This is a genomic window from Inquilinus sp. NPDC058860 (assembly GCF_042743185.1).
Lineage (GTDB): Bacteria > Pseudomonadota > Alphaproteobacteria > DSM-16000 > Inquilinaceae > Inquilinus.
This window is the reverse complement of the sequence record NZ_JBHYMS010000004.1, coordinates 130,810-142,873: the sequence shown is the minus strand read 5'-3', so window position 1 is coordinate 142,873 and position 12,064 is coordinate 130,810. Positions and strand designations below refer to the sequence as shown.

Here is a 12,064-nt window from a genome sequence, read left to right as displayed (position 1 = left end):
CGGGACGCCGCCCGACCGCCGGGACAGGAGGCGCGCCGGTGAATCTGAACCACGTGGCCAAGCGGCTGATCCAGCTGGTCCCGACCCTGTTCTTCGTCCTGGTGGTGATCTTCGTGCTGGTCCGGCTGCTGCCGGGCGACCCGACCAGCGCCATGCTGGGCGACCGCGCCACGGATGCCGACGTGGCGCGGCTGAACGCCCAGCTCGGCCTCGACCGGTCGATCCCGACGCAGTTCCTGCTGTTCCTGCAGCGGATCGTGCAGGGCGATCTCGGCACCTCGATCCATCTCAAGGTGCCGGTGATGCGCCTGATCCTGGAGCGTATGCCGGTCACCCTGGCGCTGACCGGCTTCGCCGCCATCCTGGCCCTGCTGATGGCGGTGCCGCTCGCCTTCGCCGCGGCGATGCGGCGCGGGCGGGCGGCCGACACCGCGATCCGCGGCGCCTTCCAGGTCGGGCTGTCGATGCCGATCTTCTATCTCGGCCTGGTGCTGCTGACCGTGTTCGCCGCCGGGCTGCGCTGGTTCCCGGTCGGCGGCTATGGCGACGACTGGGCCGACCGCGTCTGGCACCTGTTCCTGCCGGCCCTGACCCTGGCGCTGAGCCTGTCCGCCGTGCTGATGCGCAACCTGCGCGCCTCGATCATCGAGGTGCTGGGCGCGGAATATGTCGACTTCGCCCGCTCCAAGGGCCTGGCGCCGCGGCTGGTGCTGGGCCGGCACGTGCTGCGCAACGCCCTGATCTCGACCGTCACCCTGTTCGGCCTGTCGATCGGCACGCTGATCGGCGGCGCCGTGATCACCGAGACGGTGTTCGCCATCCCGGGCGCCGGCCGGCTGATGATCGACAGCATCTACGGCCGCGACTACCCCGTGGTGCAGGGGCTGACCCTGGCGATGGCGGTGCTGGTGTCGCTGGTGTTCCTGGCGACCGACCTGGTGCAGGCCGCGCTCGATCCGCGGGTGAAGGCGTGACCACGGTCGGCCTGGCCACGGCCCGCGCCCGGCGGCGGCCCTCCGCCGCCCTGGTCGCCGGCCTCGTCATTCTCGGCGTCAGCCTGGTCCTGGCGGTCGCGCCCGGGCTGGCGGCGCCCTACGAGCCGGCCGCCTTCGACTATCGCGCCCTGCTGCAGCCGCCCAGCTGGGCCCATCCCTTCGGCACCGACAATTTCGGACGCGACATCCTGAGCCGGGTGATCTGGGCCTATCGCCTCGATATGCAGATCGCGCTGTTCACCACCCTGTTCCCGGTGGTGTTCGGCACCGCGGTCGGGGCGCTGGTCGGCTATTACGGCGGGATCTGGGAGCCGATCTTCGGCCGCATCGTCGACGTGGTCATCACCTTCCCCTTCCTGGTGCTGGTGATCGCCATCGTCGCCGTGCTGGGGCCCGGGCTGTTCAACATGTACATCGCGGTCGGCGCCGTCGGCTGGGTGTTCTACGCCCGGCTGATCGCCGCCGAGATCAAAGTGCAGAACCGGTTGGACTATGCCGCCGCCGGGCGGGTGATGGGCTATGGCGACGCCCGCATCATTCTGCGCCACCTGCTGCCCAACGCCGCCGCGCCGGTGCTGGTGTACTGGATGACCGACATGGCGCTGTCGATCCTGCTGGGTGCCAGCCTGGGCTATCTCGGCCTCGGCGCCCAGCCGCCGGCCGCCGAATGGGGCCTGCTGATCGCCGACGGCAAGAACTTCATGTCCCAGGCCTGGTGGATCACGATCTTCCCCGGCATCGCCATCGTCGTCACCGGCTTCGGCTTCAGCCTGCTGGGCGACGGCGTCGCCGACCTGCTGCGGCCCGATTCATGAACGAGACGGTGCTGTCGATCCGCGGCCTGACCGCGACGTTCCCGGCCAGTGGGGGCCCCGCCGGCGGGGGCGAGGCCGCCGCGGTGGCCGGCGTCGACCTGGACCTGCGCGCCGGCGAGGTGCTGGGGCTGGTCGGCGAATCCGGCTCGGGCAAGAGCGCCACCCTGCGCGCGGTGCTGGGCCTGGTGCCGCCGCCCGGCCGGGTCGGCGGCCAGGTGCTGTGGCAGGGCCGCGACCTGATGGCGCTGCCGGAGGCGGCGCTGCGCCGGGTGCGCGGCGGCGAGATCGCCATGATCTTCCAGGAGCCGATGACGGCGCTGAACCCGGTGCTGCCGATCGGGCTGCAGATCGACGAGAGCCTGCGGACGCACACGAGCCTGGGCCGCCGGGCGCGGCGGGACCGGGCGCGGGAGCTCTTGGACCTGGTCGGCATCCCGGCCGCGGCGCGACGCCTCGACGACTATCCGCACCAGTTCTCCGGCGGCATGCGGCAGCGGGCGATGATCGCCATCGCCCTGGCGTCGGAGCCGAAGCTGCTGCTGGCGGACGAGCCGACCACGGCGCTGGACGTCACAATCCAGGACCAGATCCTGACCCTGCTGCTGCAGCTGCGCGACCGGCTGGGGATGAGCGTGATCCTGGTGACCCACGACCTCGGCGTGGTGGCGCAGAGCTGCGACCGCATGGCGGTGATGTATGCCGGGCGGGTGGTGGAGACCGGCCCTGTCGCCGCCGTGTTCGAGCGGCCGCGCCACGCCTATACGCTCGGGCTGCTCGGCTCGGTGCCGCGCGGCGGCGGGCCGCGGCTGCCGCTGCGCTCGATCGAGGGCGCGCCGCCGCCCTTGACCGGCCGCCCGCCCGGCTGCGCCTTCGCCCCGCGCTGCGCCTTCGCCACGCCGCGCTGCCGGGCCGAGCGGCCGGCGCTGGAGCCGGCGGGGCCGGACGCTGCCGTGGCCTGCTTCGAGAGCGCGCGCGTCGCCGCGGCGAAGGACGCCGCATGACCACGCCGATCCTGGAGATCGCCGGGCTGCACAAACGCTTCCGGCTGGAGCGCACGGTGGCCGACGCGCTGCGCCGGCGGCCCCACCCCGCGGTGCACGCCCTGAACGGCATCGACCTGTCGGTCCGGCGCGGCGAGACGCTGGGCATCGTCGGCGAATCCGGCAGCGGCAAATCCACCCTGGCCCGCTGCATCGTCCGGCTGATCGAGCCGGACGAGGGCACCCTGCGCTATGACGGCGTCGACATCCGCGCCCTGGAAGGGGCGCAGCGGCGCGCCTTCAACCGCCGGGTGCAGATGGTGTTCCAGGACCCGCGCGGCTCGCTGAACCCGCGCATGACGGTGCGCCAGACCCTGGCCGAGGCGCTGTCGGTGCACCGGATGCGGCCGAAGCCGGAGATCCCGGCCCGCATCGCCGAGCTCTTGGACCTGGTGCGGCTGCCGCGCGAGGCGGCCGACCGCTATCCGCATGAATTCTCCGGTGGCCAGCGCCAGCGCATCGGCATCGCTCGGGCGCTGTCGGTGGAGCCGGAATGTCTGATCGCGGACGAGCTGGTCTCCGCCCTCGACGTCTCGGTCCAGGCCCAGGTGGTGAACCTGCTGCTGGAGCTGCAGCAGCGCCTCGGCCTGACCGTGCTGTTCGTGGCCCATGACCTGCGCCTGGTCCGGCACCTGTCGCACCGGGTGGCGGTGATGTATCTCGGCGGCATCGTCGAGACCGGGGAGACCGAAGCGCTGTTCGCGGCCCCGCAGCACCCTTACACCCAGGCGCTGCTGGCCGCGGCGCCAGACCTCGACCCCAGCCGGCGCCACCGCGTGCCGGCGGCGCGTGGCGAGCTGCCCAGTCCGGTCGACCTGCCCTCCGGCTGCCCGTTCCACCCGCGCTGCCCGCACGCCTTCGACCGCTGCCGCACCGAGGCGCCGCTGCCGCGCCAAACCAACACCGGCATCGCCGCCTGCCATCTGCTGGACCGGGCGCCGATGCCCGCCGCCGCGCCGCTGCCGCACAAGGAAGCCGCCCATGGGCTATGACCGTTTCGCCGAGGAATCCGGGCGGCTGAACGACGTGCTGAACGCCGTCAACCTGCTGGTCTGGGACGCCCGCACCCAGATGCCGGCCGGCGGCACCGCGGCCCGCGGCCGGCAGATCGCGACGCTGACGGCGCTGGCTCGGCAGATCGCCACCGGCCCGGCGATGCGCGACGCCCTGGCCGCGGCCCGCGACGAAGTGGCGGGCGAGCCGGAGGACAGCCGGCGGCGGCGCGCCGTGGCCGCGATGCAGGAGGGCGTCGCTGCGCTCGACCGCATCCCCGAGCCGCTGCTGCACGAGGCGGCGCTCTTGAAGACCGAGGCGCAGGCGGCCTGGGCCGCGGCGCGGGCGCGGTCCGACTTCCCGGCCTTCCGGCCGTATCTCGAGCGCAGCTTTGCCTTGCAGCGCCGGATCGCCGATGCGCTGGGCTGGTCCGGCCATCCCTATGACGCGCTGGTGGCGCAGTACGAGCCGGGCATGACCCTGGCCCGGCTGCGGCCGCTCTTCGCCACGCTGCGGGCCCGCCTGCGGCCGCTGATCGAACGAGTGCTGGACCGCCCGCCGGCCCGGCGCGATTTTCTCGAGCGCGACTATCCGGTGGACCAACAGAAGGCCTTCGCCCGGATGCTGACCGAGCGGGTCGGCTTCGACTACGGCCATGGCCGGCTCGACGAGACTGTGCACCCGTTCGAGATCTCCTTCACCCGCGACGACGTCCGCATCACCGCGCGCTACCGGCCGAGTTATCTGCCGGCCGGACTGTTCGCGGCGCTGCACGAGGCCGGGCACGGCATGTATGAGCAGGGCATCGACCCGGAGATCGGCCGGTCGGCGCTGGCAACCGACATCGTCAACCTCTACGCCGTCGGCGGCGCCAGCTTCGGGATGCACGAATCCCAGTCGCGGCTGTGGGAGAACCGGGTCGGCCGGTCGCGCCGCTTCTGGGAGCTGAATTTCGGCCTGCTGCGCGACGCCTTCCCGGACCAGCTGGCCGATGTCTCGGCCGCGGAGTTCTGGCGCGCGGTCAACCTGGTCCGGCCCGGGCTGATCCGGGTCGAGGCGGATGAGCTGACCTACGACCTGCACATCATGCTGCGGGTGGAGCTGGAGGCCGCGGTGATCGCCGGCGACCTGGCCGTCGCCGACCTGCCGTCCGCCTGGGCCGAGCGGATGCGGGCCGATCTCGGCCTGGAAGTGCCGGACGACGCCAGCGGCGTGCTGCAGGACGTGCACTGGTCGACCGGCTATGTCGGCTCCTTCCCGACCTACACGCTGGGCAACGTCATGGCGTCGCAGCTGTTCGCGGCGGCGGAACGGGACCTGGCAGTGGCGGCCGGGCTGGAGGCCGGCGACTATGCGCCGCTGCGGCTCTGGCTCAACCGCGCGGTGCACTGCCATGGTCGGTCGCGCACGCCGGAGGAGATCCTGCAGGCGGCGACCGGGCGCGGGCTCGATCCCGGCCCATACCTCGCCTATCTGGAGACGAAATATCCCATCGCCGATGCGGCCTGAAGAGAGCGAGTGGCCGCAAGAGCGAAAAGCCCGCGGCATTCGCCAGCGGGCCGGTCATCCCGATCAAAAGGGGACCTGTATCAGTTTCAAATCGGGATCGGATTGCGTCTGGCAAAATGGCAAGCCGCGAATTGCCCATCGCCGACCGGCGTCAATGCCGGCCGCTCGCTGGCGCAGATCTCCTGCGCCAGCGGGCAGCGGGTGCGGAAGCTGCAGCCGGAGGGGATGGCCGACGGGCTCGGCACGTCGCCCTGCAGGATGATGCGCTTCTGCGGCCGGTCCGGGTCCGGCTCCGGCGCGGCCGACAGCAGCGCCTGGGTGTAGGGATGATGGGGGGCGCCGTAGACCGCCGCCTTCGGGCCGGTCTCGACGATCCGCCCGAGATACATCACCGCGACCCGGTCGGCGATGTGGCGCACTACCGCCAGGTCGTGCGCGATGAACAGGTAGGACAGGTTCTTCCGCTCCTGCAGATCCTGCAGCAGGTTGACGATCTGGGCCTGGATCGAGACGTCGAGGGCCGAGACCGGCTCGTCCGCCACGATGAAGGCCGGGTCGAGCGAGATCGCCCGGGCGATGCCGATGCGCTGGCGCTGGCCGCCAGAGAACTGGCGCGGATAGCGGTCCATGGTCGATGGCGGCAGCCCGACCTGGCGCAGCAGCTCCGCCACCTTGTCGCGCCGGTCCTTCCGCGAGCGGATCAGGCCGAACACCTCCAACGGCTCGGCGACGATGTCGGCGACGCTGCGGCGCGGGCTGAGCGAGCCGTAGGGGTCCTGGAAGATCATCTGGACCTGGCGGCGCATCGCCCGCATCTGGCCGCGCGACAGGCCGGTCAGGTCGGTGCCGTCGACGAAGACCTGGCCGGCGCTGGGCTCGATCAGCCGCAGCAGCAGCCGGCCGAGCGTGGACTTGCCGCAGCCGGATTCCCCGACCAGCGCCAGGGTCTCGCCGCGGCGGATCTCGAGCGAGACCTCATCGACCGCCCGCACCGCCGGGCGCGGCTGCCCGAAAGACAGGCCGCCGCCATCCTGGAAGGTCTTGGTCAGCCCCTCCGCCCGGACCAGGGTCTCGCTCATCGCATGGCCCTCGCGCTGGGCACCGGCTCGGCCGGGAGCGCCGCGGCCGTGACCCAGCAGGCGGCCCGGTGCTGCGGGCCGAAGTCGAACATCGGCGGCCGCTCCACCGCGCAGCGGTCGACCCGCAGCGGGCAGCGCGGCTGGAACGGGCAGCCGGCGCCCAAGCTGCCGGCCTGGGGCACCGAGCCGGCGATCTGGTACAGCCGCCTGCGGTCGTCGTTCAGCCGCGGGATCGACTGCAGCAGCCCCTGGGTATAGGGGTGCGACGGCCGCCGGAAGATCGAGCGGATATCGGCATCCTCTACCACCCGCCCGGCATACATCACGATCACCCGCTCGCAGATGTCGGCGATGACGCCGAGATCGTGCGAGATCAGCAGCACCGCCGTGTTCAGCGTGGCCCGGATCTTCTTCATCAGGTCCAGCACCTGGGCCTGGATGGTGACGTCCAGCGCCGTGGTCGGCTCGTCCGCGATCAGCAGCTTCGGGTTGCAGGCGATGGCCATGGCGATCATCACCCGCTGGCGCATGCCGCCGGAGAACTGGTGCGGATAGGCGCCGAGCCGGCGCTCGGGATCGGGCATGCCGACCAGCCGCAGCATCTCGACCGTCTTGCCGCGGCGCTCCTCCCGGCTGACATGCTCATGCAGCAGGATGGCCTCGCCGATTTGGTCGCCGATGGTCATGACCGGGTTCAGCGAGCTCATCGGCTCCTGGAAGATCATGGCGATGTCGCGGCCGCGGATCTCCGGCATCTTCGCCCGCGGCAGGGCCAGCAGGTCGGTGCCGTTGAACTGGATGCGGCCCTGCGCGATCCGGCCCGGCGGCTCCGGGATCAGGCGCAGGATCGACAGCGAGGTCATCGACTTGCCGGAGCCGGATTCGCCGACGATGCCGAGCGACCCGCCGGCCTGGATCTCGAAGCCGACGCCGTCGACCACCCGCAGCGGCGCCGCCTTCGGGCCGAATTCGACGGCCAGGTCCTCGACCTTGAGCAGGGGCGCGGTCACGAGGCGGTCTCCGGGTCCAGGGCGTCGCGCACCGCATCGCCGAACAGGTTGAAGGCGAGGACCACGCAGGTGATGGCGAAGCCGGCGCCGATGATCGGCCAGGGCGACCCGAACAGGTTGTTGAGCCCGTCGCGGATGATGTTGCCCCAGCTCGGGTTCGGCGGCTGGGTGCCGAGGCCGAGGAAGCTGAGCGAGGCTTCGAGCCGGATGGCCGAGGCCACCCACAGCGTCACCAGCACCACGATCGGCGCGGCGATGTTCGGCACGATGTGGCGGAAGATGATCACCGGCGTGCTGACCCCGACCGCCACCGCGGCCTCGATATAGGGCTCCTGCTTCACCGACAGGGTCTGGGCCCGGGCGACGCGGGCGAAGCCGGGCACGAAGGCGACGGTCAGCACAGCAACGACGTTCCAGAAGCCGCCGCCCAGCGCCGCGGCGATGATGATCGCCAGCAGGAGCTCCGGGAACGCCAGCAGCAGATCGACGAGGCGGGAGATGACGCGGTCGACCGCGCCGCCGAAATAGCCGGCGACGACGCCGAGCGTGGTGCCGACGATCGCCGCCAGGACCGGCGACAGCAGCCCGAAGATCAGCGAGTTGCGGGACCCGTAGATCATCCGGGACAGCACGTCGCGGCCGAACTGGTCCGTGCCCAGCCAATGCGCCCAGGACGGGGTCTGGTTGATCTTGAGGATGCTCTGCGCCAGCGGGTTGTAGGGCGCGATCCAGGGCGCCAGCACCGCCACCACCAGGAAGACCGCGATGATCAGGGCGGCGAAGATGGTGGCCGGGCGGCCCAGCACGATGCGCAGCAGGATGGCGAGCCGGTTGGGGGCCGGGGCAATGATTTCGTCGGTATCGATGATCGCGGCCATCACGTCACCCGGATCCGCGGATCGACCACGATGTAGACCAGGTCCATCAGGAGGTTCACCAGCACCACGAACAGGGCGAAGACGATCACGCCGCCCTGGATAACGGCGTAGTCGCGCTCGGTGATCGCGCCGATCAGCAGCTTGCCGATGCCGGGGCGGTTGAACACCAGCTCGATCGCCACCGACCCGGACAGCGTCGCCAGCAGGCTGAGGCCCATGCCGGTCGACAGCGGCAGCAGCGCGTTGCGCAGCCCGTGGCGGTAGATCACCCGCCGCTCACTGGCGCCCTTGGCCCGCGCCGTCCGCACATAATCCTTGCCGAACACCTCGAGCAGCGAGGTGCGGGTCAGCCGTCCTAGGAAGGCCGCCTTGACGAAGGCAAGGGTCAGCGCCGGCAGCACGATGTGGTGCAGCCGGTCGACGAAGCCGTCGCCGCCACCATTGATCGGGAACCAGCCGAGGTTGAGCGAGAAGGTGATCAGCAGCAGCGCGCCCAGATAGAAGTCCGGGATGGCGTAGCCGATCAGCGAGAACACCCGGACGCCGGAATCCGCCATGCGGTTGCGATGGGTCGCCGCCAGCACCCCGAGCGGGATGCCGGCGACGACGCCCATCACCATCGCCGCGATGGTCAGCTCGATCGTATAGGGCAGGTTGTAGACCAGCAGCTGCAGGACCGAGGTGTTGTTCATCAGCGACCGCCCGAAATCCAGGGTCAGGACACCGCCGAGGAAGTCGAAATACTGCTGCCACAGCGGGACGTTCAGCCCCATCTTCTCGCGGAACGCCGCGAGCTGATCCGGCAGCGCGTTGTCCCCCAACGCCGCCAGCGCCGGATCGCCGGGCAGGATGCGCATGCAGACGAACACCAGCGTCAGCACCAGCAGGATGGTCGGAACCGCATCCAGCAATCGCCACATCAGATACCGCACCATGGCGGGGCCCCTCCCCTGCGGGGTCAGACGATGGTCTTGGTCGCCCGGTGGAAGCGCCAGCGCGCGTAACCGCTCTTCACCGGGTAGCCGAGATCGACATTGCCCCGGCGCGCGGTGGTGAAGGACAGGGTGGACAGGCCGATCAGCGGCAGGTCGCGCAGCACCTGCAGCTCGATCTTGCGGCAGATGCCGTCATAGGTCTCGAAGTCGGTCGCCGCCAGGGCCTGGGCCAGCAGGTCGTCGATGCCCGGCATCGCCACGCCGTAATGGCTGTAATTGCCGCCGCCCTTGCCGTCCGACTTGACCTCGGATTGCTTCGACAGCTGCTGGAAATACAGCTGGGTCGGGATCGGCGGATAGCTCGACGAATGCATCGCCAGGGTGTTCTTGTCCGACCGGTTGTCGGCGTGATAGGCGGTGTGGTCCTCGATCCGGAGGTCCATGTTGAAGCCGGCCAGGCGGATCTGCTCCTGCACGATCAGCATGGTCGAGGAATAGTCCTCGCGCTGGCTGCACAGGGACGGGAAGCTGATGCCGTCCGGGTAGCCGGCCTCGGCCAGGAGCGCCTTCGCCTTGTCCGGGTCGTAGGGGTAGCGCAGTTCCTCCGGCAGATCCTCGGCCTTGAAGCCGGCCGGGAAGAAGTCGGGCTGCAGCCCCGCCATGGTCCCGCCCATCGGCGCCAGCGCCTGGGCCACCGCCGGGCGGTCGATCGCATGCATCAACGCCTGCCGCACCTTCAGGTCGTCGAAAGGCTTGCGGGTCAGGTTGACGTGCAGGGTGTTGAACGACCCCGGCACGGTCATGTCGATCTTCAGCGTCGGGTCGCGCTGCTGCATCGAGGCGACCCAGCCCGGCGCGCGCACCGCCTCCATGATGTCGATGTCGCCGGACAGCAGGGCCAGCGTCCGCGCCGAAGTGTCGGCGATGTAGACGCATTCGACGGTGCTGATCCTGGCCTTCTGGCCCCAGTAGCCGTCATGGCGCTTCATCACCATGCCGACCTGGGTGTCGAACTTGGTCAGCTCATAGGGGCCGGTGCCGACGGCGTCGGTGCCGAAGGCCTCGCCCATCTGCTCGGCCGCCTTCTTGCTGACGATCGAGGTGTTGTTGTTGAACACCGAGGTGCCGAGGAACAGCGCGTCCGGGCTCTTCAGGGTGATGGTCACCTGATAGGGCCCGTTCGCGACGACATCGGCGATGTTGGCCAGCACCGTGGTGTTGGTGCCCGAGGTCATGGCGCGCTTGAACGAGTAGACCACGTCCTCCGAGGTCATCTCGCCGAAGCCCTTGTGGAACTGCACGCCCTGGCGCAGCTGGAAGGTCCAGGTCCTGGCGTCGGGCGACGAGGTCCAACTGGTCGCCAGCGTCGGCAGATACTCCTCCGGCTTGATCGCGAAGGCGCCGTCCTCGGGGCGGACCAACTGCTCGTAGATCTGCTCGGTCGCCCAGTTGTCGGAGCCCTGGGTCGTCAGGTTCGGGTCGCTGTACCGCGGCCCCTTCGCGGCGATGCCCATGCGGATCACATCCGCGTTCTGGGACGCGTCCTGCGCCCGGGCGCCGCCGAAGCCCGCCAGCGCCGCGGTTGCGACGCCGAGCTGAAGCATATTTCGCCTGCTGAACTCCATGGCCGTCTCCCCTGTCGTTTATCAGCGCCGGTCAGCGCCGCTTGTTGATTTCCGCCTCGTCGACCTCGAGCCCGAGCCCCGGGCCTTGCGGCACCACGAAGCGGCCGTCCACCGACCGGGGCGGGTCCTTGAACCCGATATTCATCCGGCCGGACGCGTCGGCGTATTCCGCCGGCTTGGTCAGGTGCATCAGCGCCGCCAGCACATGCAGGTTGGCGACATGGCCGATGATCGGCTGAGTCTGATGCGGCACCAGCTCGACCCCATGGGCGTGGCAGATCGCGGCGCATTGCATCAGCCCGGTGATGCCGCCCATCTTGACGATGTCCGGCTGCACCATGCGCACCCCGGCATGGATCATGTCGACCAGCGCCTGCAGCGTGTAGGTCTGCTCCGCCGCCGAGACGGTGATGTCTAGCCGCTGCGCCACCTCGCCCATGCCGCGCACGTCGTAGTGCTGCACCGGCTCCTCGAACCAGACATAGCCGAGACCCTCGAGCGCGCGGCCGACCCGCATGGCGCCCCCGACGGAGTAGCCGTTGTTGGCGTCGAAGGCGAGCGGGTAGCCCTCCCCCACCAGCTGGCGCACGGCCTTGGCCTTGGCGATGTCGCCCGGGATGTCGAGATCGAGCAGCGAGCGGTCGCCGTCGCGGCGGATCTTGATCGCCGCCGGCGTCTCGCGCCGCCAGCGCGCCTCGACCACCCGCACCGTCTCGTCCACTGTGCGCGCGGCGTTGCCGCCGATCGAGGCGTAGAACGGCACCTCGGCCCGCCAGGCGCCGCCGAGCAGCTTGTGCACCGGCAGGCCGAGCGTCTTGCCCTTGATGTCCCACAGCGCGATGTCGACAGCCGCCAGCGCGCCGGTCAGCGCCCCTTCCGGCCCCAGCTTGATGTTGCGGTGGAGCAACCGGTCGTAGAGCACGGCGGTGTCGAAGGCGTCGGCGCCGACCAGCCCCGGCGCCAGGTCGCGCTCGATGATGCCGATCGAGTGCTGCCCGCCCTGCATCGGCGAGGCCTCGCCCCAGCCGACCACGCCGTCCTCCGTCGTGATCCGCACCAGGGCGCTGCGCCGCCCGGGCGGGTCGCCGGGCTGCCAGCTGACCTGGAAGGCTTCGATCGATCTGATGTTCGCGCTTGGGGCCACGGTTCCGCTCCCGCGTCGTGAAGGTTACCTTACTCTCTTTG

General features: G+C 70.5%; 11 protein-coding genes. 5 read left to right on the top strand and 6 right to left on the bottom strand.

Translation table 11 applies throughout. From position 1 onward, the window contains the following. The first annotated feature begins 38 nt into the window (after positions 1 to 38). Genes ACFW16_RS04490 through ACFW16_RS04470 form a run of 5 tightly spaced genes read left to right on the top strand, consistent with a single transcriptional unit; the run spans position 39 to position 5,352 of the window. On the top strand, positions 39 to 974 hold the full coding sequence (locus ACFW16_RS04490; protein WP_380302277.1) for an ABC transporter permease: 936 nt from the start codon (positions 39 to 41) through the stop codon (positions 972 to 974). Then, positions 971 to 1,810: an ABC transporter permease gene (locus ACFW16_RS04485; protein ID WP_380302275.1), complete on the top strand. Its 840-nt coding sequence runs from the start codon at positions 971 to 973 to the stop codon at positions 1,808 to 1,810. Before ACFW16_RS04490 ends, ACFW16_RS04485 begins: the two co-directional genes overlap by 4 nt. Further along, a complete protein-coding gene (locus tag ACFW16_RS04480) occupies positions 1,807 to 2,811 on the top strand; it encodes an ABC transporter ATP-binding protein (protein ID WP_380302273.1) in 1,005 nt (334 codons plus the stop codon). Before ACFW16_RS04485 ends, ACFW16_RS04480 begins: the two co-directional genes overlap by 4 nt. Beyond that, positions 2,808 to 3,842, top strand: coding sequence for an ABC transporter ATP-binding protein (locus ACFW16_RS04475; protein ID WP_380302271.1), 1,035 nt, complete (start codon positions 2,808 to 2,810; stop codon positions 3,840 to 3,842). The genes ACFW16_RS04480 and ACFW16_RS04475 overlap by 4 nt, the downstream gene beginning before the upstream one ends. Further along, positions 3,832 to 5,352: a carboxypeptidase M32 gene (locus ACFW16_RS04470; protein ID WP_380302269.1), complete on the top strand. Its 1,521-nt coding sequence runs from the start codon at positions 3,832 to 3,834 to the stop codon at positions 5,350 to 5,352. Before ACFW16_RS04475 ends, ACFW16_RS04470 begins: the two co-directional genes overlap by 11 nt. Positions 5,353 to 5,438: 86 nt before the next feature. Here ACFW16_RS04470 and ACFW16_RS04465 read toward each other — a convergent pair whose 3' ends face one another. The 6 genes from ACFW16_RS04465 to ACFW16_RS04440 are packed head-to-tail and all read right to left on the bottom strand — an operon-like array spanning position 5,439 to position 12,023. After that, positions 5,439 to 6,431, bottom strand: coding sequence for an ABC transporter ATP-binding protein (locus ACFW16_RS04465; protein ID WP_380302267.1), 993 nt, complete (start codon positions 6,429 to 6,431; stop codon positions 5,439 to 5,441). Then, positions 6,428 to 7,441: an ABC transporter ATP-binding protein gene (locus ACFW16_RS04460; RefSeq protein ID WP_380302265.1), complete on the bottom strand. Its 1,014-nt coding sequence runs from the start codon at positions 7,439 to 7,441 to the stop codon at positions 6,428 to 6,430. Before ACFW16_RS04460 ends, ACFW16_RS04465 begins: the two co-directional genes overlap by 4 nt. Continuing rightward, positions 7,438 to 8,319, bottom strand: coding sequence for an ABC transporter permease (locus ACFW16_RS04455; RefSeq protein WP_380302263.1), 882 nt, complete (start codon positions 8,317 to 8,319; stop codon positions 7,438 to 7,440). The genes ACFW16_RS04460 and ACFW16_RS04455 overlap by 4 nt, the downstream gene beginning before the upstream one ends. Beyond that, the gene (locus ACFW16_RS04450) at positions 8,319 to 9,254 is read right to left on the bottom strand and encodes an ABC transporter permease (RefSeq protein ID WP_380302261.1); all 936 of its coding nucleotides are present in this window, start codon (positions 9,252 to 9,254) and stop codon (positions 8,319 to 8,321) included. Before ACFW16_RS04450 ends, ACFW16_RS04455 begins: the two co-directional genes overlap by 1 nt. 23 nt (positions 9,255 to 9,277) lie before the next feature. Beyond that, positions 9,278 to 10,858, bottom strand: a complete 1,581-nt coding sequence (locus tag ACFW16_RS04445; protein ID WP_380302259.1) for an ABC transporter substrate-binding protein — start codon at positions 10,856 to 10,858, stop codon at positions 9,278 to 9,280. Between the two features lie 52 nt (positions 10,859 to 10,910). Next, positions 10,911 to 12,023 carry a mandelate racemase/muconate lactonizing enzyme family protein gene (locus ACFW16_RS04440; RefSeq protein WP_380302257.1) on the bottom strand — a complete coding sequence of 371 codons (1,113 nt, stop codon included), beginning with the start codon at positions 12,021 to 12,023 and terminating at the stop codon, positions 10,911 to 10,913. Positions 12,024 to 12,064: the final 41 nt, after the last annotated feature.

Excerpts from the sequence above, each read along its gene's own strand:
- ACFW16_RS04480 (WP_380302273.1), top strand. The coding sequence starts at position 1,807 with ATGAACGAGACGGTGCTGTCGATCCGCGGCCTGACCGCGACGTTCCCG.
- ACFW16_RS04475 (WP_380302271.1), top strand. The coding sequence starts at position 2,808 with ATGACCACGCCGATCCTGGAGATCGCCGGGCTGCACAAACGCTTCCGG.
- ACFW16_RS04470 (WP_380302269.1), top strand. The coding sequence starts at position 3,832 with ATGGGCTATGACCGTTTCGCCGAGGAATCCGGGCGGCTGAACGACGTG.
- ACFW16_RS04465 (WP_380302267.1), bottom strand. The coding sequence starts at position 6,431 with ATGAGCGAGACCCTGGTCCGGGCGGAGGGGCTGACCAAGACCTTCCAG.
- ACFW16_RS04455 (WP_380302263.1), bottom strand. The coding sequence starts at position 8,319 with ATGGCCGCGATCATCGATACCGACGAAATCATTGCCCCGGCCCCCAAC.
- ACFW16_RS04450 (WP_380302261.1), bottom strand. The coding sequence starts at position 9,254 with ATGGTGCGGTATCTGATGTGGCGATTGCTGGATGCGGTTCCGACCATC.
- ACFW16_RS04445 (WP_380302259.1), bottom strand. The coding sequence starts at position 10,858 with ATGCTTCAGCTCGGCGTCGCAACCGCGGCGCTGGCGGGCTTCGGCGGC.